Source organism: Clostridium massiliamazoniense (genome assembly GCF_001403635.1).
GTDB classification, from domain to species: Bacteria; Bacillota; Clostridia; order Clostridiales; family Clostridiaceae; genus Sarcina; species Sarcina massiliamazoniense.
Map to the genome: position 1 here is coordinate 370,963 of NZ_LN879466.1, position 23,752 is coordinate 394,714.

The window sequence follows — 23,752 nt, forward strand, 5'->3', positions numbered from 1 at the left end:
AAAACTTTAGGACAAGCCTCTTATTTTTTTTATATATTAGCTATTTGCTTTTAATATTATATCATTTACCTTATCAGTTATTTTAAACTTGCTATTTACTGCTTCTACATAAATTTTAACATATAGATTTTGTATTTTAATAACAGCCTCTGAACCATTGATTTCAAATTTGTAAGCAAAATGTTTTTGAATCTCATCAATACAGGTATAAAACATTTTGTTTACATTGTTCTGAGTTGCAGAACATAAAATTATATCTTCCATTTCATCAGTTTTTGAATAAAGTAGTTTAATTACATACATAAGTTGTCACCCCATTTTTGAAATACTATTGTAATTAGTTATTAGGTTATAATTATCCAAAAAAATTACATAAAAATTTAAAAATAAAGTATCAATTTATTGATATATTTCCGTAAATTGTATCCCTTTATAATTCTAGTTTAGTCCTAGGTTTAAGGAGCTGTCAAGGAAAGATAGATAAGGTAGAAATTCCATAAAACAGCTAGGAATTGTCATGTTTAAAATGGATAAATTTAAGGTTATTATATATGCAATCTTTCAATGTTTTTATAATAAAAATGATGATTTATAAATTTTTTTATTAGCACTTGACTTAAAGAGGGGAATTAGTAGTATTATTAAGATAATGAAAACCAATTTATAATAAAGTGCAGTTAAATTGGAGTATTTCGATGGAATTAAAATACAAAAGAAATTAAGTATTTTTATACTTAAAGGGAGTGGAAAATATGGCGTTATTATTTAGAAACGAATTTAAATCTTTTGATGATGATAGTATTAAAAAGTTAACAGTTTTTGATGAACTTAAATTAAATGAAAAAGTAACTTTAAAAAATAGATTAGTAATGGCACCTATGACAACATGTGCATCAAATGATGACTTAACTGTTGCTGATGATGAAGCAGATTACTATGCTGCAAGATCAACAGGGGTTGCTATGGTTGTAACAGGATGTACATTCTTCCAACCAAATGGACAAGGATTCAAGAATCAATTTTATGCAGGTAGTGATGAATTCATACCTTCATTAAAAAAATTAGCTGATGCTATAAAAGGACAAGGTGCTAAGGCAGTTCTACAAATATTCCATGCTGGAAGAGAAGGAATACATGAAGATTTAGTAGCACCATCAGCTGTTAAATCACCAAAAGGACCTTTAGATGGTTCAGGAGCTAGAGTTCCAAGAGAATTAAAAGCTGAAGAAATAACAGAAATAATAAATGGATTCTATGAAACTACAAGAAGAGCTATAGAAGCAGGATTTGATGGTGTTGAAATTCATGGAGCTAATGGATACTTAATTCAACAATTCTTCTCAGGAGCTTCAAACTTAAGAACTGATGAATGGGGTGGAAGCTTAGAAAATAGAATTAAATTCCCTCTAGCAGTTATAGAAGCTGTAAATAAAGCTAAAAAAGAATTTGCTGATGATAGCTTTATAGTAGGTTATAGATTCTCACCAGAAGAAGAAGGTGAAAATGGAATCACTTTAGCTGATTCAGAATTCTTAGTTGATAAATTATCAGATACAGAATTAGATTACTTACATTTATCAACAGCTCACTACAGAGCAACACAAAAAAGAGATAACAGTGATAGAAGATATATAGGATCAGTAATGATAGAAAAAATTAATGGTAGAAAACCATTAATCGGTGTTGGTGAAGTTATGACTAAAGTTGATGCAAATAATGCATTAGAGAAAGTTGGATATAGCTTACTAGCTTTAGGACACTCAATAGTAGCAGATCCTGATTGGGTAGAAAAAGTTCAAAGAGATGAACAAACAGATATGTTTATACATCCAAATGATTTAGCTGAACAACACATACCAGTAAAAATGGCTGAAATGATAAAGAGCGTTAAGAACTGGTTCTACTTCATGTAATCTGGAAGTAAATATCAATATAATATTATGGAGAAAAAGAGTCTTAGAAATAAGGCTCTTTTTTAATAAAATTTTTTATAATTAAAGAATTTGAGGTTTTGAGTTATAAGTAAAAATAATTTAATTTAATATTATGATTATTATAAATGCGTTAAAAATTAAAATGAGTATATATTATTAAAATAGTATAGGTATTATCTATTGAGTTGGGGGTGAAAGGTTATGACTATGTACTTGAATACAATTAAATCTTTTGAAAATTATCAAGAACTTTTTAATGAAGAATATTTTATTGATAAGTCCAAGATAATAGAGTTAATTAATAATAGAATATTTACTAAAAGTAAGTATGTTTGCATAACGAGACCAAGGAGATTTGGAAAATCATCGGTTGCTGATATGTTAGGAGCTTATTACTCTAAGGTAGTAGATTCAAGGAAGATTTTTGATAATCCAAATATAGGAAAAAGTAAAAATTATGAAAAACACTTAAATAAATATAATGTGATTAATATATCATTTAATGAGATATCAGAAATTGGAGATACTTACGATGATTATATAAAAATGATAAGAGAAACTATACAAAATGATATAGTAGAAAAGTATCCAGAAATTAATCCTAATAATTATTTTAATATAAGCTCTATACTATATGATACTAAAGATAAATTTATATTTATTTTTGATGAATGGGATTATATTTTTAATAATAATCTTTTTGTAGAAAATCAAAATGATTTTCTAGAGTTTTTAAGAAATCTTTTAAAAGATCAATCATATGTAGCTTTGACATATATGACAGGAGTTTTACCTACTAATTTAATATACTCCTTTTTTAGGAAAAATTATTTATTGAAATAATTATATAATTTATGAAATTATTCTAGGAAAAAATTTTTTTATATAGAAAAATAAAGTGAAGATGATAAAGTTAGGTATAGATAAGATTTTATTAAGGGGTGCTTTATGATGGATTTAAAGTATAGAGAGGATTTGAATCAAAAATTTAAGCTTTATAGAGATAGTAATAGGATTTATGGAAGCTACGAAGTTAATAATAATGAGATCATTGTAGATTTTCAAGGAATAAAAATTAAAATTACTTATTTTAATGATGAAGTAGTAAAGGTTTTCTTCTTTGAAGAGGGAGAAATTGAAAGTATAACTAATGCAGTAATTCTTAAGGCTGTTTCAAAGGAATTAAAGGTAAAAGAAAACAAAGATTTTTTATTTATAAATGGAGAAAAGGTTGTTACTGTAGTTGATAAAAGAACAACAGAAATAACTTTTAAGGATACTGATGGCAATATTATTTGTGAAGATTTTCAACCAACCTTTAAGGATGATGAGGGAAATATTTATATATCAAAGGTTAATAGTGCAAAGGCTTATTATGGCTTAGGAGAAAAAGGGGGAAGCCTAAATAAGAAGGGAACTTATACAGAAAATTATAATACAGATGACCCAGATACAGATGATAGTTATTTAAAGTATTATAAAACAATTCCTTTTTATGTAGCATTACAAGAAAATAAACCTTATGGAATATTCTTTGATAATAGTTATAGAAGCTATTTTGATATGGGAAAGGCTTATGAGGATAGAATATTTTTTGGGGCAGTAGGAGGACAAGCTTTATATTATTTTATTTTAGGAGATTCTATAAAAGATATAGTTTCTAATTATGGTGATTTAACAGGAAAGATGGATGTGCCACCAATTTGGTCTTTAGGTTATCAACAAAATAGGTTTAGTTATTTTACTCAAGAAGAGGTTAAGGATATTGTTGAAACCTTTGAAAAGAAGGAAATACCTTTAGATGTAGTTTATTTAGATATAGATTATATGGATGGTTTTAGAGTAATGACCTTTAAAGAACCACATTTCAATAAAGCTAAGGAGCTTATTAGCGAATTAGAAGAAAAGGGAATTAAAGTTGTAACTATTGTAGACCCAGGGGTTAAGGTTGATGAAGATTATGGAATATATAAAAGAGGACTTAAGGAAAATCATTTTACAAAAAAATTAGATGGAGATGTTTTTGTTGGAGCAGTTTGGCCAGGGGATAGTGCTTTTCCTGATTTCTCTAATAGTGATGCACGAAATTGGTGGAAGGATGAACTGAAAAAATTTATAAAAAATTATAACATATCAGGAATTTGGAATGATATGAATGAACCTTGTGTATTTAATAGTGATAGCAAAACTATGGATGAGAGATGTATTCATAATGGAGATTTTGGAGTTATAGAACATAAGGAATTTCATAATAGATATGGGTTGGAAATGAGTAGATGTTCCCATGAAGCTCAAAGAGAACTACATGAAAATAAAAGAGAATTTTCTATGACAAGAGCTACTTATGCAGGAGGACAAAGATATTCTTCTATATGGACAGGTGATAATAGTAGTAAATGGGATCAAATGAGAATGTCTATTTCAATGAATGCAAATTTAGGGATAAGTGGATTTTCCTTTGTAGGAAATGATGTTGGTGGTTTTGGGTTAGATTGTACAGAGGAACTTTTCATAAGATGGATGGAACTTGGAGTATTCTTGCCTATTTTCAGAAACCATTCAAATATGTATACAAGAAGACAAGAACCATGGGCATTTGGAACTAGAGCAGAAAAAATAGCTAAAAAGCATATAGAACTTAGATATGAATTAATGCCTTATATTTATAATTGTTTTTATCAATCCTATAAGGAAGGTATTCCTGTATTTAGACCTCTTGTAATGGAATTTGAAAATGATGAAAATGTCTATAATATGAGAGAACAATTTATGTTTGGACATAGCATACTAGTTGCACCAGTTTTTTATGAAGGAGAAAGAGAAAAAATAGTTTATTTGCCAGAAGGAAATTGGTATAACTATAAAACCAATGAATGTTTTAAAGGAAAGAAAAGATATAAATTTAAATGTCCTTTAGATGAAATATTATTTTTTATTAAGGAAGGTTCTATAATTCCAACTTACAATGAAAAATATAAGAACATGGAGGAAAGACCTAATAAGGTTCTTCATAAAATTTATGGTGAAAATGCAAAAAGCACCTATTATTATGATGATGGAAAATCTATGGAGTATAAAAATAATAAATTTAATCTTTATAATATAGTAGTTCAAGATGGAGAAATTTCTGTAGAGACAGTTGAAAAGAATATTGAGGAAGAAAATTTTAGTTTTATATTAATTTAAAGAATTACACTTATTTAGAGGTAGGTGATTTTATATGGTAAAAAATAATTTTATGACTTTTAATTTAAAATATGATTTTACTTCAGAAGGGAAGAATTCTTGGAATTCAAGATGTGAAAAAATATTAGATGTAATAGAAAAAAATAATCCTCTTTGTATTGGAACTCAAGAAGGATTGATTCATATGCTTAACTCCATAGAAAAAAAACTAAAAAATTATAGTTATGTTGGTGAAGGAAGAGAAGCAAATGGTGGGGGAGAGTATAATGCCATTTTTTATAGAAATGATATACTAGAGCCTATTTATTGGAAACAATTCTGGCTTTCAGAAACTCCAAATGTAGCTGGAAGTAAAAGTTGGAATACAGCATGTGAAAGAATTTGTACCTATTGTAAGTTTAAAAATAAATTAACTAATGAAGAATTTATTCTTTATAATACTCACTTGGACCATGAAAGCGAATTAGCAAGGGTAAAAGGAATTGAATTAATTATAAAAACTATAAAAGAAAATTACATGAGAGAAGGTCTTAAATTTATCTTAATGGGAGATTTTAATTGTCATCTAGATGATGAAGTATTTCAAGTAATAAACAAGGAACAATCTAAGGATTTTCAAATAAAAAATCTTTATAATGAATTTAATCATAAAATATTAGGAACTTTTCACGACTTTAAGGGAGGCTTTGAAGGTGGAATAATTGATTATATTTTAGTTTCTAAAGGGATAGAATGTAGTAATCTTTATATAGATAGCAGGAAAATAGATGGTTCATATCCATCAGACCACTATGCACTTATGGGAACCTTAGATTTATAAGAAATTATTGGGTTTATAGAATAATATTTATGATAAGTATAATCATAAAGACATTATAAAAAGACTTAGAGATTTTCCTGTTAAAGTTTAAAATATGCCTATATAATTTTAAAAAGCAAAGTTAATTATTAATTTTGCTTTTTTTAATACAAAAATTTAATAATTAATCAATAATGAGTATAAAAATATAAGGTACTATTAATATGGTGTGATTTTAAAATGAAGGAGAAGCTTAATGGAATTTTATATTTCTAATAATGATGTAAAAGTTATAAATAACTTTATATTTATGAGCTATAAAAATATCAAAGATTTTAAGTATAGATTTGATAATAAAAAGTATGTTCTTATATTTTTATTAATTTGTATAAGTTTTAATGGACTTTTGTTTATTGGATATGACTATAGATTAATTTTTAAATTTTATTATGTTTATAAAATGTTATATTTAAGTGTTCCAATAATCATCGTGGCAAGACTTTATTTATATAGGTTAGCAAAGAAAAAATTTTTAGAATATACGAAAGAATTCAATAAGTTTATTGGTAACAATTATATTTATAAAAATGAAAATAATATTATTATTCAAAATGCAAATTACAATGTATCTTTAAATACAGAGCATATAAAATATAGAAGAACTAAAGGAAACTTAGTTATTTATATGGATAAATATAGAGAGCCATTATTCTTTATAAATTTAGAGAGCTCTAATGGAAGTATCAAAGATTATCTTGAAAATCATTTACAAAATGTAGAATGTATTTAGGAGTTATTAATTATGAAGATTGAGTATGAATATACAATAACTAAAGAAGATTTTACAAGTTGGTTAGATATAAATAATCAATCTAATCTTTCTTTAAAAAAATCAGCACTTTATAAATCTCTTTTTCTTATTGCAATATTATTTTGGGTCATGAACTCTAAATTTAACATCGAAAATAAATATAATTTTTATATGATGAATATTGCAATGTTATTTTTTATTATATTGTTTTTCTTTCTTTATTATATTTCTAAAAAAATGAATAATAAAATCTTTAACTTTTTTTATTATTCTCATAATGAGACAATTTTTGGCGAAAAGTATAAAAATAAAAAATATTGTATAGTTGTAAGTGAACAGGATATTAAAATTAAAGATGAAAATTCAACTTATAATTTAAATAAAGAAAATTTAAGTAATATAAAAATAACTAATGAATTTGTAACAATAACTTCTAGTAAGTTTAGAGACTTTTTTATTCCTTTAAATAATGAAGAGGCAAGAAAAGTAAAGTCATTTTTAATTGATAAATTTAGTGAAAAAATAATAAGAAGTTATTAAAGTGAATACACCAATAAAAAACTAACAGTAATTATTTTTAGAGAGAAATTGCTGTTAGTAATTTTTTTTATTAAATAATTAAAGGAAACCATAATATTTTATGTAAAAGGAGCAGAAATGAATAAATTAATATCTTTTTTTTCTTATTTAATAGATTTATCAAAATTTTTTATAAAGGTAATAGGGGCAGCTTTAAATTTTGTTGTAATAAACCAATGTATTTTAGGAATTTATCTTTCCTTTGAAATGAAAAATTTAATATTTTTTATAAGCATACTTTTTATTGATATTATCTTTTGTATATTATCTATTGTTTACTATATGTTTGAAAAAGGGATATATAAATTTATAAGGCCATTATTTATGTTTTTTTTAATAATTACTATTATATCAATAAAGACAGAGCTATTTAATTTTATAGGTGGCATAATGATTATAAATATAGTTTTATTTATGTTGAATTATATTAAAGTTAGATGTGAGAGTGAGATAATTTGATTAATAAGTTAAGTTTAATTTGAGAAGAGGTAAGGAGCAATTTGTAATATTAATTCTTTAAGATTATATAACTAGCAGAGAAAGGCATGGATAAAAGAGGAGTATTAAAAAATAAAGGAAGAGAGATTTATATGTGGAGAATAGTGTTTTTTCTTATAGGTTCTTTAACAATTATTTCATATTGCTTAGTAGATAAAGAATATAAAAGCATAGTTTTAATAGCATTTATTTTTGTAGTTTTATCTAGAATTTTATTTGATTATTTAAAAAAAGTAGTAAGTAAGAAAGGGGATGTATCAAATTATAGATACATCATCACTGCCTTTTATCTAGCTATATAGGTTCACCATTTGTGACCACTCACCCACGTAAAACTAGTTCAATGGTCACAGCATTTTGTACCTATATAGCTATCTCGGCAGATAAAAAGTAATATAAGTTAAGGTACTGGGTTTGATATAGCCCCTTTTAGATAATCTTTTATTGCTTCTATATTTTTATTGTGAACAAATTAAATCGACTATTCTATATAGAAAAATCATAAATGGTAGCATTAATAAATTAATTAGATTAATACTTGTCATAATCTGCTTTTTCATATGAGGTTTTTTTATGCTTAAGATAAAATATAGCATTACTGAAAAAATAAATGAAATAATAGGTATAGATATTATTATAAGCACATAAATTCCTAAAGCAAAAGCATCATATTTAGGTATTAAAATATTAAAATAAATATAATCATTATCATTGAAAAAAACAGAAGGTACAGAAAATAAAAATATCATACCTTGAGCAATAGAAAGTAAAAAGTTTAAAATAAAATTATCTTTTAATTCTTTTAATTCATTTGAATCATTTAAATCATTCATGTTAATCCCACCTTAATGTAAATATATGTATTGATATCAATTCATAATTTGAAGATATTACCTATATTTTTACAATACTAAGGTATTATAGACTTAAGATAAACAGACTGAAAATAATTAATTAAAAATGAAATTTAGAAATTAATGATTAAGTATTTACTTTGTGCTATAGAAAGTATTAATAAAATTAAAAAGCTGACTTTGGTTTAATTCAAAGTCAGCTTTTAATATATAATTTTTCATTTATTTAAAATGAATTTTTTGTATTACTTTTTTAGTAATTTATGATATATAAAGTGTGAAAATAATGAGTTGGACCAAGCAAACCAATCTCTTGTAAATTTGTTTGGATCGTCACAGTGGAAACCTTCATGCATATAAGTTTTATCTTCATAAATATTAATTTTCAAATTGTTCTTTTTTTCCTGAAAAAAGGTTAATATTTTTATGATAGCATAATAGCATATATTTGTGAATATAGCATATAAAGAGGTGAAGTTTTGTATATTTCAATAGATGTGAATGATTTGAAGAAGGTAAATCAGGAATTTAATAATAACTATAAAAAAAATAGAATAAAAGCATTTAAAAGAACATCTTATATACATTCTTGTATTTTAGTAATGATAATTTTAGCATTATTTAGTATATATCTTATAATAAATAATACTTCAATTTTATATGTCAAGAAAGATTTTATTATTATTTCTATGGTTATGCTATCTTTTTGTTTAGTTCCTATATTTATAGTTATCAATAAACTAAATGACAAGAATTTTTCAAGTTTTAGATATAAATATCTACTTGATCAATTTTTTATTAATATTGATTCTGAAAAAAAAGAGCTACTTTTGATGTCTAAAAAAACAAGTATAAAAGTAAATTTAATTAAGGGAAATATTAAGATAAGTAATGATATTTTATTATTATATAATAATAAAAATATAGTAGCTATTATTCCACTATATAAATTAATGAATAAAAAATATTTATTAGATAGAATTAAAGAGAATGTTGAGGTAATTAAGTATGGTGATTAAATTATCTTACAATTTAAATCAAAACAAAGTTATAAATAAATATTTTCTTGAAACTTACATGGAAAGGCTAATGATTAGTTCTTTTGTAGTTGCTTCATATATTATATATTTATTTATAGATTCTTTAGATTTTGTTAAAGGACAAAATATAATTACAATTGGAATATTTTTTTCTATGATATTTATTTTTTATTTCATATTTATATACAAGGTTTTGATGAGATTTTTTATTGAACAGACTTTTGAGTGTTTTGAAAATTACAATAATATTTATTTAGATATGAAAGATGAATATTTAATTTTAAATCGTGATATTATAGAAGAAAAATTATATTGGGAAGATATAAAAAAAATAGAATTTTCTAAAGACTATATTGTAATGAAATATAAAACTGAAACAATATTTATTTCAAAGGGAGAAGATGCTGAAAAGTTTAGAGACTTTGAGAATTATGTAAAAGAACATTATATGGCGAATAAGATTTAGAAATTTCAGTTATTTATTTAGAAGATTTATATTGCTTCTTAAACACATAAGGAAATATTTTTAATATATATTAAAAATATCACTATAACTAGTTAATTTTAAGCAATGAAAAAAGTTTATTTACTTATTTTCATTGCTTTTATATTTTTATTGTAAACAGATTAAATCAATCATTCGATATAGAAAAATCATAAATGGTAGCATTAATAAATTAATTAGATTAATACTTGTCATAATCTGCTTTGTCATATGAGGTTTTTTTATGCTTAAGATAAAATATAGCATTACTGAAAAAATAAATGAAATAATAGGTATAGATATTATTATAAGCACATAAATTCCTAAGGCAAAAGCATCATATTTAGGTTTCAAAATATTAAAATAAATATAATTAGTATCATTGAAAAAAACAGAAGGTACAGAAAATAAAAATATCATACCTTGAGCAATAGAAAGTAAAAAGTTTGAAGTTAAGTTGTCTTTCAATTCCTTTAATTCGTTTGAATCATTTAAATCATTCATGTCAATCCCACCTTAATATAAGTAAATATATACAATACTATAATTTATATGGGAATTTTACCAAATAAATAAAGAGTTTTTATGAAATGAAAATTAAATTTTTTGGAGATATGTACTTTTATTAGTGTGATTAATTTTTTTATCAAAGAGCTATTTTAACATATAACTAAGAAGAGCTTGTACTTTATGTATGGATGCTTTTTTTCTTATATACAAATTAAATTTAATAAATTTTATTTGCACAGATTAATAAAATTTATTAAATTAAATATATTTTTTAATAAAATAAAACTAAGTGCTTGTTTAAAAATATTATAGTATAAAATATATAGATTTGATATTCTATGGAAAAAATGTATAGTTAAGAATTATATAGAAATATTAAATGTATATTAAGAGGTGAAAAAATTATGAGGTATAATCCTAAAAATGAACTTGTAAAAGTAAATAGAGTTTAGAATTAACTTAGATAATTTAGAAGAAAAGCTAAAGAGGAGAAATAATTGAAAGAATTAAATTTAGATGATTATGATTTATCAGATAAAGCTATTACTTTGTTGAAGGATGCAAAAATAGAGGAAGCTTTAAATGATAGAAAAGAAGTAGAAAAAGTATTTAAAGAATTAGGTAGCCCTATATTTGAAAAAGTTATAGATTTTCAAGTGAGGTTTGGTGGAATATTTTATAGAATTGGAGAAAATTTTTGTGATGGGTTTAAAATGGGGATAATTAGACAGGATTATAAAAAGAACTATACAATTCATTGTGATATAAGAGATGTAGTAAAGAATAAGAAGGTATTAGATACTAGATATTATTATGAATGTATGGAATATAATTATGCTGGAGATTGGGGCCCACATATAGATCAAGATGGTAAAATATTTGATTTTGCAATGGGAATTTTATTTCCAATAGCAGAAACTATAGAAGAATATTTAGAAGATGAAGCAATTAAACATGATTTATTAAAAAAATCTTGGTTAACCCAGAGAATATCAGAAAATAAATATAAAGAACTTATAGAAAAGAAGATTATTAATAGAATTGAAAATAAACATTTTTCGCATAAGTACTTTAATTGGTGGAAGAATGATGAAGAAACTATCTTTATTAGAATTGAAACAGATGAAAAAACATTAGGTGGATATTTAACAAAATATATAGAGATATATTATGTAAACCAAGATATACTAGATAGTTTATATGAAAAGGAAATTTTAGAATTACAAGAAGAAGGCCTTTCAGACAAGAAAATTGCAACAAAGCTTAATGTACAAGAAGCATTTGTAACTAGAATATTAGATGAAAAATTTAGTATTAAGGTTAAATATGTTAATACTAAAAAGGATTGGGTTAAATCTGGAGAATTTATAATTTCTAAAGTGTTTAACATATATAAAATAGTATGTACACTTTTCATAATTGTTATGAGCCTTTTTTTTATATTTTATGCACAAGGAGAAATTTTATTTGGAATATTTATTCTTTGTGTATTTATACTTATAGAATTATGGGTTGTGCCAGTGATTATATGGAATAAAAAGTTTGCTAAACATCCAGATTTATTTCTTGAAAGAAGCTTAACATTAGCCAGAAAAAAGATATTTATTGAAAGTAATAATAAAAAATATGTTATAAAGATAAGCGACGTATATTCGGTAGTTGAAAATAAGAAATATATTATTTTTGTAAAAAATAAAAAACATATAGTGCTAGTTATACCTAAAGAAGCTTTTTCTAACAATGAAGAGAAAAAAGAGTTTTTAGAAATCTTAAGTAAATTTAATGATATAAAGTAGAAGAATAAAAAGTGAAAGAGACTACAAAAGAAACATTAAGTTGTATGCTCTTATTGACTATTCCGCGTTTTGAAAAACACAAGTTATGGATATTAGTATGGGTAACAATTTTCTCTTTTCTTTTAATTTTTACTTGTGGTTAAATTAAAAATATATAGAATGTTTATAGGTAACTTATAGGAATTGAGAAATGGATTGGGACTGTATCAGATTGATTAGATAATCAATCTGATACAGTCCCATGTCGAAAGAGATAGTGAAAACCCACAAGGAATTTAAGTACATATTAATAAATAATATAAAGTGTTGGACTTAATGTTTAATTTAATCTACAAATATATTATATTACACAATGTAAAGGTATTCAATAAATTTAAAAGACAATGGTAGTTAATAGTTTTTCTATAACTTAAAAATTAAATTAGTTATAGTATCTAAATAATTTAAGGATTTAAATCAAGTAGATATAATTTATCTACTTGATTTTATATTTTTATTATGTTGACTTAAATAAAAGTATAGCTATTTATCTAAAATGAGTTTTTAGAATTACTTTTTTAGTACTTTATGATATATAAAGTGTGAAAATAATGAGTTGGACCAAGCAAACCAATCTCTTGTAAATTTATTTGGATCATCACAGTGGAAGCCTTCATGCATGTAAGTTTTATCTCCATCTGTATTTTTTAGTGTTTCTACTAAATAGTTAATTTCATCTTCATTATTTGTAGTTAATCCTTGCATTGAAAGAGCAATGTGCCAGATATATTGAGGAGGTGTGTGTGGACTTCCTATACCTTTAGCAGCTTTTCCTTCATAGTAAAAAGGATTGTTGTTGCTTAGTATAAATCTTCTTGTATTTTGATATATTTCATCATCAATTGGCTTATAGCCTATATATGGAATAGAAAGTAGACTTGGAACATTAGCATCATCCATAAAGTTATGGTTACCTAAGCCATCTACTTCATAGGCATAAATTTTTCCGTAACCTTCTTTTTCTACTATAGCAAATTTTTCAATAGCTTCATCAATTTCATTTTTTAGTTTAGAAGCTTTATTTTTAAGTGTAAAATCATTATAAATTTCATCTGATATTTCTTCTATGTAGCCTAGAACAACAGAGGCAAACATGTTAGCAGGAACTAGGTACCCGTATTCACAAGCGTCATCACTAGGTCTAAAGCCAGACCAAGTCATTCCAGTATAATCAACAGGGTTTCCAAGACCATTGTTACAAAGAGTATCTGTTGGAGAACAGTTTAGCCTTTGGAATGAATAATCAGATTTCTCAAAGTGGTATTGTTCAACATTCCATAAATCTATTATGATTTCAAATACTTTCTTTATATCTTTATTGAAAAAGCTTGTATCATTACTTGTTTTCCAATATTTATATATTAATCTTACAGGATAACAAAGTGAATCTATTTCATATTTTCTTTCCCATACCCAAGGGCTATCCTTTGTTATATCATTGTCCCATTTTCTTCCGTTAGCCTCTTTGTTAAAAGCATTGGCATAAGGATCAATTAAAATACATTGCATTTGTCTTTGTATTAGACCAACAAAAATATCTTTAAGTTCAGTATGGTCATTTATAAATGGTAAGTAATGTTCAATTTGTGAAGTTGAATCTCTAAGCCACATAGCAGGAATATCACCAGTAATTATAAAAGTATCTTCTTCATCTATACTTAATGTAGTTTCCATTGTATCTATAAAACAATTAAAAAATAATTTTTTTAATTTTTCATCTTCAATATCTTGGCTAATTTTAGTAGCAATATTTCTAATTAATTTTCTATAATTCTCTAATTTAATTTCATAATTAATTGTCATAAATATACCCCTTATTAATTTAATTTTTAATTATCATATGGCTATTGTAAATGTTTTTTTCTTTTAAAAAAATACTTCTTAAGAACCTTTCTAGAATAAATTAAACGATTTTATAATTAATCCAGTTAAAGCTCAAATTTATTGTTGATCTTTACTTAGACTTTCTAACTCTTTAATTAAACTTTTATTAGCAAATACAAACATAAAGGAAAGAATACTTGCTATAAATAAAACTGTTGTACCAGGACTTATTTCAAATAATACTAAAGACATGAGTAGTAATAAAATATTTGTTATAGCTAATATTGGTCTTGTAAATATTAGAATAAATGCATTTTTAAAAATATCTAATGTTTTTATTGAAAATAAACTCACTAGTAAAGATATAAAAGGTGTCATTAAAACTAGTAGAAGTAAAAGTCCTATAAATAAACAACTTAAAAGAGTACTATTAAAAGCTACTTTAAAAAATCTTATATTTGAGCATAAAGAAAGTATTAGTAAAAGCTCTACAGCCCATATAAAAATACTTTGTTTAAAGCTTAATAAAAATCCACTTTTGAAATCACTTATTATATTTAAATCTTTCTTTTTAAAAAATTTATTCATACAATAAATTAAAACATTAAATGAAGGAACTGTTGGTAAAAGACAAAGTAAAAACAAAGGAAAATAATTAAATATATTGCTTATACCAACAAATAAAAAAATAAGATAATAGGTATGTTAAAAAACATAAAGAGTAAGTTAAGAGCGAAAAAAGAAAAAATATAATTAAAAACATCGAAAATCTTTTCTAAATTAAAAATTTCTGACATGAAAAATCCTCCCTATTAAAAGAATGAAAATGTTTTCTGATAAAGCTAGTATAATTTAATTAATGTGAAAATTCAAACTTTTATGTAATTATTATAGAAAAATATATAAAAAATACATTAAATATATAAATTTTACATTTAATCTATTTAAAATATAATTTTATTATGATTAAATGGAATTATAAGGGGTGAATTGTATTATAGAGGGAGGAAGTTTGTAAAATGAAAAGGTCTATGCTCTATAAAAAATTATTTTTTACTTATACTTTGGTTGCAGTATTTTTAGTGGGTATATTTGACATATATATAATCAATTATGTTAAATCTAACAATAAAAGAAATCGATTTTATTTAGGTGAAAAATTAGCTAATGATATTAATGAGATAATGAGAGAAATCGAAAATTCTAATAAATACTTAATTAATAATATGTATTATGATTATATGTTAAATAAGGATATAATAAAGTTTTTAAATAATGATACTAATGATTATTTAAAAGAAAAGTTAGATGTTTTCTCTCAGGATAAGGAATTTACTTATAGAGGGGTAGAGGCTTTTGTAGAAAAATCATTTATATCTAGTGATAAAATACTTAACATTACTTTTATTAGTAATAAATTAGAAGAATATAAATCTTTTAATGATTTAAACCAAATTAAGTATAAAAAAATAGAGAATTTTGATAATACAATGGATAACTTACCTAGGATGATTTTTTTTGAAAATAAGTTACTTTGTATTAATGATATAAAAAATCCAGACAATCTTAAAATAGAAGGAAAGTTAGTTATAAGTTATTCTTTAGATTCAATAAAGAACATAATTTCAAAATATGGAGATGACTATGGTGTTTTATTATTAGATACAAAAAAGCAAACTGTTTTTAAAGATGAAAATTATTCTGATGGTGTTAATATAAATAATCTAATAGAATTAGAAAATAAAGAAAGGTTAAAATTAAAGAAAGGATTAAGTGGAGTTAGATTTAATTTTTCAGATAATATTGGAATTATAACTAGTATTTCGACAGAGAATTTAATTGAATCACCTAAGATGTTTTATAATTCTATAATTCTTTTTAATATTGCAACTTTAATTGTAACCTTATCTATATTGAAAATTAAACTTGAGAAATTTACAGAAAGAACTAATAATATTTTAGGTGCAATGGAAGAAGTTAAAAATGGAAATTTAAAGGTAAGAATACCAATAGATAATGAAAAAGATGAAATAAAATATATATCAGAAAATTTCAATGAAATGTGTATGGAATTAGATAAATATATAAATAAAAGTTATTTAGCAGAAATAAATCAGAAAAAAGCTGAAATGGTGGCATTACAAAATCAAATTAATCCACACTTTTTATATAATACATTAGAATGCATTAGAATGAAGGCAATTTGTAATGGTGATAAAGAAGTAGGAAAAATGCTTTATAATTTATCTTATCTCTTTAGAAAACAAGTAAAGGATAATAATATTATTACCTTAAAGGGAGAATTAGATTATTGTACAAAGTACATGGAAATATTTAAATTTAGATATAAGGATAAATTTGATTTTAATATAGATTGTCCAAGTGAACTTTATAATAATGAAATAATAAAATTTACTTTACAGCCTTTAGTTGAAAATTATTTTGTTCATGGAATATTATTAGATGAAAAGAACAATTTTATAGGGATTAAAGTTATAAAGTCAAATAATAAATTGAAAATTATAATAGATGATAACGGAAGAGGAATTCCTATAAATAGATTAAAAGAACTAAATGAAAATATATCACAAGGAAGTCTTGAAAATACAGGGGAAAAATCTATAGGAATAATTAATGCACAGGAAAGAATCATAGGAACATATGGTAAGAGTTATGGGATAAAGTTAGAGAATAATAGTAAAGGAGCAAGGGTTATTGTTACTATTCCTTGTAAAGAGGTGAATTAAATTATGAGAAAAGTTATGCTAGTAGATGATGAGATTTTTATAACAGAAGGTTTAAGAAATATTATAGATTGGGAAGCTTTAGGATTAGAAGTAGTTCAAAGTACTGAAAATGGTGAGGAAGCACTTAGAAAGTTTAATGAAAGTCCTGTAGATATAATAGTTACAGATATAAACATGCCAAATAAAACAGGTTTAGAGTTAGTTAAAGAATTAAAAGATACTGGTCATAATGTAAAATTTATAATTTTAAGTGGTTATGATGAATTTTCTTATGCTAAAAAGGCTATAGAGTACGGTGTAGAAAATTATATATTAAAGCCAATAGATGAAGAGGAATTAGAGGAAGCTTTAAAAAAACTTGTTGATAATATGAATAAAGAAAAAACTATTATTAATAAAGGTCTTGATAAGACAGGAAAACTTTTAGCTTTTTTAAATGGTAAATATGATCTAAAAGAAATTATAGGAATAAAAAATGATATGTATGTAGATTTTTATAAAGAAAATTATACTGTAAGTAATATTTTTATAAATAGTAAAAAGGATAAAAATTTATATATTAATATAGATAATTTAGTTGAAAATATTTTTGAAGGTCAATATGAAGTTTTATATCAATTTGATGGACAAATTATTATAATCAACAGTTGGAGTAAGGATTTCACAGATAATGATATTTTAAATTCCTATAATAAACTAAGAGAAAAACTTTTAGATAATTTAGATTATGATTTTTTCATATCAATAGGTTCTAGAGTAAACATAATAGATGATTTAAAAGAAAGTTATTTTACTGCTAAAGAATTAAAAAAGTATATGCTAACAGAAGGGACAAACATAGTTTTTAATAAGACTATGGTTTCAAATATGGAATATAAAGAATTGAACTTTAATCAAGAAATTGATGAAATAAATAAGTTTATTATAGAAAAAGATAAGGAAAAATTAAAAGCACATATAGAATTTATTTTTGATAATAAAAACTTAACTCCTAAAAATATTTATGATTTATCAATAAAAATAATATTGTTAGTAGATAAAATTTTAGATGAATTTAAAGTTGGAAAAAAGTATACAAGAGAGAGTTTAAGTGAAACAATTATAGAATTATGTAATGAAAGCACAAGAGAAAGTGTTAAAGCTTTTATAATCAGTGAAATGGACGAGCTTATGGCAGTTATGTATTCTAATACTGTAAAATATAGTCCTGTTGTTCAGCAAATAGTTAATATTGTTAATAAGAGATATTATGAGGATTTGAGCCTTAAAACATTGGCTAATCAATATAATATAAATAGCTCTTACTTAGGACAAATATTTAATAAAGAGGTTGGATGTTCATTTTCTGATTATCTAAATAAAACTAAAAATTTAAAAGCAAAGGAATTGATTTTAGAAACTAACATGAAAATAAATGATATTGCGAAAGAAGTTGGTTATATGGATTCAAGCTATTTTTATAGAAAGTTTAAGAAATTTTTTGGAGTATCACCATCAACTTTAAGAGATATGAAAAATTATTAATTTCAAAATTAATAGAAGAGTTAAAATAATTATTTTTATTAAGATAATATTTTTGTAAAGGGATAATACATGTTATGAAGATATATTAGATTAATTTTAATAATGAGTATAATATCTTATTAAACATAAGAAATGATTAGTATGTAGATACGGCTGGGCGAATTAAATAAAGTTATATCACGTAAATAAAATAAAAAAAGTTTAAAGGATTTAATTTTATATATAATAAATATAATATTATTCAAAGATATTCCAAAAATTATAAAAAATATAAAATTATAAAAATTAAGATGTTGATATTTTATTAATAATTTTTTTGTAAAATTATATGATATTTATCGTAATTAATTTAAATTTTGGGAATGTTTAATGCTGGATGAATATACTTATTATTTTTTAAATTTATATAAATTATATTTTTATATAATATATTATTTATTTTCTTGTAAAATTATTAATTTTTAAAATTAATAATTTTGCTAAATATAATACTTAAAATTCTATTATTAATAATTATAGTAAAAATTTTAGATAAAAAAAATATTTATAGTTAAAAAAATATCTAAATATTATAAACTAATCATTTATATTACAAATTATTATATTTAAAGATTTATATTCCATTTTAGTAAATTATTAAAAAAGATAAAATTGTATTAAATCCTAAATATGTTATATTATTTCTATGAACTTTTCTATTACGGGGTGTATATTAATTAGAAATTTAATTCTTAAGGAAGTGACTAAATTGGAGTCTAAAGATAAGAAAGAAACCTATAAGTATATTAAAGATGAAATGTTAAGAAAGATTTTTTGCATTGAAAGAGAAATTGATAAAAAACTTTATCTTCTTCTAAAAAAAAATAAAAAAAATAAATGTAATAAGTAATAAAGAGAGTTAGAATATATTGTTCTAACTCTCTTTATTACTTATTTTATTTAAAAAACAAATAAGATCTGCCTCTAATGCCTTTAAAAAAATTTCTTGTGTATAATCTGTTAAAGGATTTTCTTTTGTTATTATGCCATTTTTAAATAATGAAAGAGATATTTCTTTCAGAGTTTTAAAACTCTCCCTTTCTTTTAAATATTCATCCATAGATATATCTATACCAAAGGTCCAATAAGCTTCATTATTTCCACTAATTTTTACAAGATTTTCTATAACTTGATCTGATGGGGTTCTACTTCCGTTTATCAACATACTATATAATGATCTAGATATTCCAAGCTTTTTTGCCATTTCTTTCTTATTTAAATTACATTCTTCTCTATATTTCTCTAATCGATTTTTAAATTCGTTATTCATACTACTACACCTTCTCAATTATATACGATTTATCTTTTATAATATCACTTTTTTGTGACATTTTCTAATAATTTAATGGATTATTTATTTTTTTGCTTAAATTATTTACAAATACTTTATATAATTAACGTTTTAGAAAAAAATTCACGTATTTGTGACTGAGAAAGAAATAAAAAGAAAATAGAAGAAATATCTTATTAATTCAATTAAATTAGAATAAATAAAAATTTTATATTTTACAAATTTGTGACATAATAAAATCACAGGAGGCAATATTATGAATTTAAAGGAAATTAGAAATGAAAGAGGCTTAAAAGCTAGTTATGTAGCTAAAAAAATGGGATATTCTAGAGAATATTATTCTAGATTAGAAAATAGGAGAACACCATTAAAAAAAAATCATCTTATTAAATTATCAGAAATATTAAATATAAATATTGAAGATTTACTTAATCTTTTAATATTAGAGGAGGATTAACAATGAAATATACAATCTTAGGTTTTGATCAAAAAGTAGCAGTAAACCTGAAACTTAATATAAATCATTTACTATTACTCAATTATTTTAAGGATTTTAGAAATACTGATTTAATGGTAACCAAAGTGTTCAATGGTGAAAAAATGTATTGGTTAAAATATGAAGCTATATTAAATAACTTACCTATTTTAGGCATAAAATCAAAAATTGTATTAAGGAGATATTTGAAACAACTAGAAGATGCTAAAGTACTTACTTATAAATGTGAAAAAACAAGTAAAGGTACTTATACTTTTTATAGTTTAGGAGAGAAATATTGGGATTTACAATATAAGAAGAAGTCTAAAAATATATTAGAAAATGATGAAAGGAGTACTGAATTAGATAGTTTAATAGGGTTAACGAATAGATTTAGTAGGTTTGAACATAAAAGGTTACCCCGTCAAACTAAAATGTTTAACCAAAATATAAAATTATTAAAACATTCATCTATAAAAAATATTAGAGTATTAAAAGAAAAAAATAACATTAAACTTTCATCTACATCTAAATCTATAAAAGAAATAATATTTATACTATTATCTTCAGTTAGTGATTATGCATATTCAACTTGGTTTGCAGATACAATTATGATTGAAGAAGATGGAGAAATAATTGTTAAAGCTTCTGATTTTCTTATTAATAATATGCCAACTAAATATATAAATATTATACAAAATACATTAAATAAAAAATTAGTTTTTATAAAAGAATAAGTTTAATAATATATTATTAATTTATATATGAATATCCCTTGAAGTTTATTAAAGCACATTAACAAAATATTTATATATAAATTATTATTAAAATACTAAATCAAGGAGATTTCAATGAATAAAATAGTATTATCAGGGCAATTTGTAGAGAAGCCAAAACTTCATATAACAAAATCAGGAAAAGTTTCGTGTAATTTTATATTATCAATACATGATCAAATAAAGACTGAAATTAATTATTTCATAAATTGTATAGCATTAAATGATACAGCTAAATTAATTCTAAGGTTATTTAAAAAAAATGATAGTATTATTATAAATGGTTTTATAAAATCAAAGCTATATAAGAAAAATATTTATGCAACAACAGTAGTCGTTCAAACATTTTCATTTCCCATAGACTAATTATTAAAAATTAAATTATAGATAAATATTAAATAAAAAGGAAGAGATACAATGATTGTAAAAGATATATTAAAAGAATATACTAATAATAAAAAATTGCTTGGTCATTTAGAATTAGAATTAAAATATTTAAAAGATGATTATGATGTACAAGCTTTTCAAATAGGTGAGAAAACAAGTAAAACTAACAAAATTTCCGATATTGTAGCAAACAACTATATACGTATTGAAGAAAAAATAAGTCAATATGAACAAGAAATACGATTTTGTAAAAGAGAAATAGAATTTGCTGAATATTATTTTAATATGTGTAGCGGTACAAATAGAGAAATACTAGAAGGGAAATATAAATATAATTTAACTTTATCTAAAATAGGGGAAAAAGTTCATTTAACAGCTAATGGTGTTAATAGTAGGATTGAAAGAATATTAAATACAATACAAAATATGATTAATAATCAAAATTTATAATTTCAAAAAAATATAATATTAAACTTCGTTATAAAATACAAAAAAAGTGAGGACGTAATTGTATATCATTCATGTTATAATGATATTGTAAGATAATATTAAATTTTATCTTTTTCATCGAGACCACCTAATCAGTGGTCTTTTTTTTATATATTGGTTAAATAGTAGAAATGCTAATGAAAGGAAAAGGTTATTTACATCATAAAATTTGCTTTAACTCAAAATATTACTTTAAATAAAATTAGCAAAAATAAAAGAATGTATGAGGATTATTTCTTATATGAAAAAAGGAGAAAAATTGTTTCAATTATTCATATAAAGTAGCATATAACTCCTTAAATCCATGTCAATTATAAATGCTATTTTAATTTTATACTTTTAAGGAGGTGATAACTTGAGCAGTACTTTAGGTGTAAATCAAACAGAGTTATTATCAATTTATAACGATTTTATAGAATCAGATAAATTTAAATGGATGACTATTGGTGAGAATTACTATAAAGGTAAACACGATATTTTATTTGAAAAACAATATAAACATCTTAATAATGGAGAAAAAATTGAAAATAAAAATCAGCCTAATAATACTCTTTATTTCAATTACATCAAATTTATTGTGGATCAAAAGGTAAATTATTCTTTATCTATACCACCTCAATTTAGTTGTAATGATGAAACTTATCTTTCAGAACTTGAATCTATGCTTATAGATAATGAGTTTAATTATTATTTACCTATATTAGGAACAAAAAGTTCAAATGAAGGAATTAGTTGGTTGCAAGTTTATATAGATGAAAACAATGAATTTAAATTTATGATGGTTCCTTCTCAACAATGTGTTCCTTTGTGGGAAGATGAATTTCATACATCTTTAAATGCAATGATTAGGGTATATGATAGTTTAGAAGAATTTGATTTATCAAAGCCTCAACTAATGACAATTATAGAATATTGGACTAAAACGGATATGAAAAAGTTTAAAGTAAATAAAAGTGAAATTACACAACTAGATTCAAGTAATTTATTAGATATATTGGATGGACAATATATTGGGGAAACAGTAGAGTATAATAATCCAATAAGTAACTGGGGGAAAGTACCATTTATAGCGTTTAAAAATAATCTTAATGAACAACCTGATATTGAACAAATTAAAGAACAAATAGATGCTATGGATTTAGTACTTAGTAATTCAATAAATTCTATAGAACAACAAAGAGAAAATATATTAGTAATAGAAAATGCTAATGGTTCTGATCCTGATATATTATTAAATAATATAAAGTTATATGGCCTTATATTAACTCAAAATGTAGATGGGAATGGTAGCAAAGTTAAGTCTATAAGTAATCCTATAAATTATGACGGTTCTTTAAATATGTTTAAAACATTAAAAGACACTGTAATGGAAATATCTAATTCAGTCAATATATATCATGAAACAAAATCTTCTATATCTGAATTAGATTTAAAATTATTATACAAAGGATTAGATATAAAATGTGCAAATTTTGAAAGAGAATTTAGAAAAGGATTTAATGACTTACAATACTTCTTTAAGAAATATTTAGAAACAAAAGGTACAACAATAAATAATATAGCTAAAATTGAATTCCTTAGAAATACTTTACAAAACAGTTCAAAAAATATTAATTAATATGAAAGATTCATTTATTTAAACAGAATTCCAATTTATAGTGTAAAATTAT

24 protein-coding genes and 1 pseudogene are annotated in these 23,752 nt (G+C 23.1%); 18 read left to right on the plus strand and 7 right to left on the minus strand.

Annotated elements, in window-relative coordinates; translation table 11 throughout:
• Positions 1–36: 36 nt before the first annotated feature.
• Positions 37–303, minus strand: coding sequence for a hypothetical protein (locus ARA19_RS02695; protein ID WP_055069406.1), 267 nt, complete (start codon positions 301–303; stop codon positions 37–39).
• A gap of 449 nt (positions 304–752) precedes the next feature.
• On the opposite strand from ARA19_RS02695, the gene ARA19_RS02700 reads away from it, so the two are divergent.
• From ARA19_RS02700 to ARA19_RS02735, 7 genes and pseudogenes are all read left to right on the plus strand, one after another.
• The gene (locus tag ARA19_RS02700; protein WP_084764172.1) at positions 753–1,913 is read left to right on the plus strand and encodes an NADH-dependent flavin oxidoreductase; all 1,161 of its coding nucleotides are present in this window, start codon (positions 753–755) and stop codon (positions 1,911–1,913) included.
• Between the two features lie 222 nt (positions 1,914–2,135).
• A pseudogene (locus tag ARA19_RS02705) lies at positions 2,136–2,729 on the plus strand (AAA family ATPase); the annotation flags it as partial.
• Between the two features lie 153 nt (positions 2,730–2,882).
• Positions 2,883–5,120: a TIM-barrel domain-containing protein gene (locus ARA19_RS02710; protein WP_055069407.1), complete on the plus strand. Its 2,238-nt coding sequence runs from the start codon at positions 2,883–2,885 to the stop codon at positions 5,118–5,120.
• Positions 5,121–5,154: 34 nt separating this feature from the next.
• Entirely contained in the window at positions 5,155–5,940 is a 786-nt protein-coding gene (locus ARA19_RS02715) for an endonuclease/exonuclease/phosphatase family protein (protein ID WP_055069408.1), read from the plus strand.
• Between the two features lie 235 nt (positions 5,941–6,175).
• Positions 6,176–6,709 (plus strand): hypothetical protein, encoded by a 534-nt coding sequence (locus ARA19_RS02720; RefSeq protein ID WP_055069409.1) that lies wholly within the window; start codon positions 6,176–6,178, stop codon positions 6,707–6,709.
• Positions 6,710–6,721: 12 nt separating this feature from the next.
• On the plus strand, positions 6,722–7,270 hold the full coding sequence (locus ARA19_RS02725; RefSeq protein WP_055069410.1) for a hypothetical protein: 549 nt from the start codon (positions 6,722–6,724) through the stop codon (positions 7,268–7,270).
• 584 nt (positions 7,271–7,854) lie between these two features.
• A complete protein-coding gene (locus ARA19_RS02735; RefSeq protein WP_055069412.1) occupies positions 7,855–8,109 on the plus strand; it encodes a hypothetical protein in 255 nt (84 codons plus the stop codon).
• A 156-nt stretch (positions 8,110–8,265) separates the two neighbouring features.
• Here the strand turns inward: ARA19_RS02735 and ARA19_RS02740 are convergent, their stop codons facing one another.
• The gene (locus ARA19_RS02740) at positions 8,266–8,640 is read right to left on the minus strand and encodes a hypothetical protein (RefSeq protein ID WP_055069413.1); all 375 of its coding nucleotides are present in this window, start codon (positions 8,638–8,640) and stop codon (positions 8,266–8,268) included.
• A 266-nt stretch (positions 8,641–8,906) separates the two neighbouring features.
• A complete protein-coding gene (locus tag ARA19_RS18265) occupies positions 8,907–9,146 on the minus strand; it encodes a glycoside hydrolase family 125 protein (RefSeq protein ID WP_084764177.1) in 240 nt (79 codons plus the stop codon).
• Between ARA19_RS18265 and ARA19_RS02745 the strand changes: the two genes are divergently transcribed.
• Positions 9,141–9,680: a hypothetical protein gene (locus ARA19_RS02745; protein ID WP_055069414.1), complete on the plus strand. Its 540-nt coding sequence runs from the start codon at positions 9,141–9,143 to the stop codon at positions 9,678–9,680. The genes ARA19_RS18265 and ARA19_RS02745 overlap by 6 nt on opposite strands.
• Positions 9,670–10,167: a hypothetical protein gene (locus tag ARA19_RS02750; protein ID WP_055069415.1), complete on the plus strand. Its 498-nt coding sequence runs from the start codon at positions 9,670–9,672 to the stop codon at positions 10,165–10,167. The genes ARA19_RS02745 and ARA19_RS02750 overlap by 11 nt, the downstream gene beginning before the upstream one ends.
• Positions 10,168–10,314: 147 nt before the next feature.
• Here ARA19_RS02750 and ARA19_RS02755 read toward each other — a convergent pair whose 3' ends face one another.
• On the minus strand, positions 10,315–10,689 hold the full coding sequence (locus ARA19_RS02755) for a hypothetical protein (RefSeq protein WP_055069416.1): 375 nt from the start codon (positions 10,687–10,689) through the stop codon (positions 10,315–10,317).
• Between the two features lie 503 nt (positions 10,690–11,192).
• Between ARA19_RS02755 and ARA19_RS02760 the strand changes: the two genes are divergently transcribed.
• Entirely contained in the window at positions 11,193–12,491 is a 1,299-nt protein-coding gene (locus tag ARA19_RS02760) for a YcxB family protein (protein WP_055069417.1), read from the plus strand.
• Positions 12,492–13,040: 549 nt separating this feature from the next.
• On the opposite strand, the gene ARA19_RS02765 is transcribed toward ARA19_RS02760, so the two are convergent.
• Positions 13,041–14,333, minus strand: coding sequence for a glycoside hydrolase family 125 protein (locus ARA19_RS02765; RefSeq protein WP_055069418.1), 1,293 nt, complete (start codon positions 14,331–14,333; stop codon positions 13,041–13,043).
• Between the two features lie 138 nt (positions 14,334–14,471).
• Positions 14,472–14,999, minus strand: a complete 528-nt coding sequence (locus ARA19_RS02770) for a YesL family protein (RefSeq protein WP_242862378.1) — start codon at positions 14,997–14,999, stop codon at positions 14,472–14,474.
• 374 nt (positions 15,000–15,373) lie between these two features.
• Here ARA19_RS02770 and ARA19_RS02775 point away from each other — a divergent pair, with 374 nt between their 5' ends.
• The 3 genes from ARA19_RS02775 to ARA19_RS17390 all read left to right on the plus strand — a co-directional run bounded on the left by ARA19_RS02775 (position 15,374) and on the right by ARA19_RS17390 (position 19,514).
• Complete coding sequence (locus ARA19_RS02775) at positions 15,374–17,101, plus strand: sensor histidine kinase (protein ID WP_055069419.1); 1,728 nt, start codon at positions 15,374–15,376, stop codon at positions 17,099–17,101.
• A gap of 3 nt (positions 17,102–17,104) precedes the next feature.
• Positions 17,105–18,625, plus strand: coding sequence for a response regulator transcription factor (locus ARA19_RS02780; RefSeq protein ID WP_055069420.1), 1,521 nt, complete (start codon positions 17,105–17,107; stop codon positions 18,623–18,625).
• A 748-nt stretch (positions 18,626–19,373) separates the two neighbouring features.
• Positions 19,374–19,514 carry a hypothetical protein gene (locus ARA19_RS17390; RefSeq protein WP_157452214.1) on the plus strand — a complete coding sequence of 47 codons (141 nt, stop codon included), beginning with the start codon at positions 19,374–19,376 and terminating at the stop codon, positions 19,512–19,514.
• 24 nt (positions 19,515–19,538) lie between these two features.
• On the opposite strand, the gene ARA19_RS02785 is transcribed toward ARA19_RS17390, so the two are convergent.
• On the minus strand, positions 19,539–19,934 hold the full coding sequence (locus ARA19_RS02785) for a helix-turn-helix transcriptional regulator (RefSeq protein ID WP_055069421.1): 396 nt from the start codon (positions 19,932–19,934) through the stop codon (positions 19,539–19,541).
• A gap of 277 nt (positions 19,935–20,211) precedes the next feature.
• Between ARA19_RS02785 and ARA19_RS02790 the strand changes: the two genes are divergently transcribed.
• The 5 genes from ARA19_RS02790 to ARA19_RS02810 all read left to right on the plus strand — a co-directional run bounded on the left by ARA19_RS02790 (position 20,212) and on the right by ARA19_RS02810 (position 23,700).
• Complete coding sequence (locus tag ARA19_RS02790; RefSeq protein ID WP_055069422.1) at positions 20,212–20,412, plus strand: helix-turn-helix domain-containing protein; 201 nt, start codon at positions 20,212–20,214, stop codon at positions 20,410–20,412.
• A gap of 2 nt (positions 20,413–20,414) precedes the next feature.
• Positions 20,415–21,167, plus strand: coding sequence for a hypothetical protein (locus tag ARA19_RS02795; RefSeq protein ID WP_055069423.1), 753 nt, complete (start codon positions 20,415–20,417; stop codon positions 21,165–21,167).
• 114 nt (positions 21,168–21,281) lie between these two features.
• Positions 21,282–21,572, plus strand: coding sequence for a single-stranded DNA-binding protein (locus ARA19_RS02800; protein WP_055069424.1), 291 nt, complete (start codon positions 21,282–21,284; stop codon positions 21,570–21,572).
• A 51-nt stretch (positions 21,573–21,623) separates the two neighbouring features.
• The gene (locus ARA19_RS02805; RefSeq protein WP_055069425.1) at positions 21,624–22,043 is read left to right on the plus strand and encodes a hypothetical protein; all 420 of its coding nucleotides are present in this window, start codon (positions 21,624–21,626) and stop codon (positions 22,041–22,043) included.
• 394 nt (positions 22,044–22,437) lie between these two features.
• Positions 22,438–23,700, plus strand: coding sequence for a phage portal protein (locus ARA19_RS02810; protein WP_055069426.1), 1,263 nt, complete (start codon positions 22,438–22,440; stop codon positions 23,698–23,700).
• Positions 23,701–23,752 lie beyond the last annotated feature (52 nt).

What these genes read in the sequence shown, in the direction of transcription:
- ARA19_RS02750 (WP_055069415.1), top strand. Translation starts at nt 9,670, where the DNA reads ATGGTGATTAAATTATCTTACAATTTAAATCAAAACAAAGTTATAAAT.
- ARA19_RS02725 (WP_055069410.1), top strand. Translation starts at nt 6,722, where the DNA reads ATGAAGATTGAGTATGAATATACAATAACTAAAGAAGATTTTACAAGT.
- ARA19_RS02695 (WP_055069406.1), bottom strand. Translation starts at nt 303, where the DNA reads ATGTATGTAATTAAACTACTTTATTCAAAAACTGATGAAATGGAAGAT.
- ARA19_RS02740 (WP_055069413.1), bottom strand. Translation starts at nt 8,640, where the DNA reads ATGAATGATTTAAATGATTCAAATGAATTAAAAGAATTAAAAGATAAT.
- ARA19_RS02715 (WP_055069408.1), top strand. Translation starts at nt 5,155, where the DNA reads ATGGTAAAAAATAATTTTATGACTTTTAATTTAAAATATGATTTTACT.
- ARA19_RS02790 (WP_055069422.1), top strand. Translation starts at nt 20,212, where the DNA reads ATGAATTTAAAGGAAATTAGAAATGAAAGAGGCTTAAAAGCTAGTTAT.
- ARA19_RS02775 (WP_055069419.1), top strand. Translation starts at nt 15,374, where the DNA reads ATGAAAAGGTCTATGCTCTATAAAAAATTATTTTTTACTTATACTTTG.
- ARA19_RS02710 (WP_055069407.1), top strand. Translation starts at nt 2,883, where the DNA reads ATGATGGATTTAAAGTATAGAGAGGATTTGAATCAAAAATTTAAGCTT.
- ARA19_RS02785 (WP_055069421.1), bottom strand. Translation starts at nt 19,934, where the DNA reads ATGAATAACGAATTTAAAAATCGATTAGAGAAATATAGAGAAGAATGT.
- ARA19_RS02765 (WP_055069418.1), bottom strand. Translation starts at nt 14,333, where the DNA reads ATGACAATTAATTATGAAATTAAATTAGAGAATTATAGAAAATTAATT.
- ARA19_RS02755 (WP_055069416.1), bottom strand. Translation starts at nt 10,689, where the DNA reads ATGAATGATTTAAATGATTCAAACGAATTAAAGGAATTGAAAGACAAC.
- ARA19_RS02780 (WP_055069420.1), top strand. Translation starts at nt 17,105, where the DNA reads ATGAGAAAAGTTATGCTAGTAGATGATGAGATTTTTATAACAGAAGGT.
- ARA19_RS02700 (WP_084764172.1), top strand. Translation starts at nt 753, where the DNA reads ATGGCGTTATTATTTAGAAACGAATTTAAATCTTTTGATGATGATAGT.
- ARA19_RS02720 (WP_055069409.1), top strand. Translation starts at nt 6,176, where the DNA reads ATGGAATTTTATATTTCTAATAATGATGTAAAAGTTATAAATAACTTT.
- ARA19_RS02795 (WP_055069423.1), top strand. Translation starts at nt 20,415, where the DNA reads ATGAAATATACAATCTTAGGTTTTGATCAAAAAGTAGCAGTAAACCTG.
- ARA19_RS02805 (WP_055069425.1), top strand. Translation starts at nt 21,624, where the DNA reads ATGATTGTAAAAGATATATTAAAAGAATATACTAATAATAAAAAATTG.
- ARA19_RS02800 (WP_055069424.1), top strand. Translation starts at nt 21,282, where the DNA reads ATGAATAAAATAGTATTATCAGGGCAATTTGTAGAGAAGCCAAAACTT.
- ARA19_RS02735 (WP_055069412.1), top strand. Translation starts at nt 7,855, where the DNA reads ATGGATAAAAGAGGAGTATTAAAAAATAAAGGAAGAGAGATTTATATG.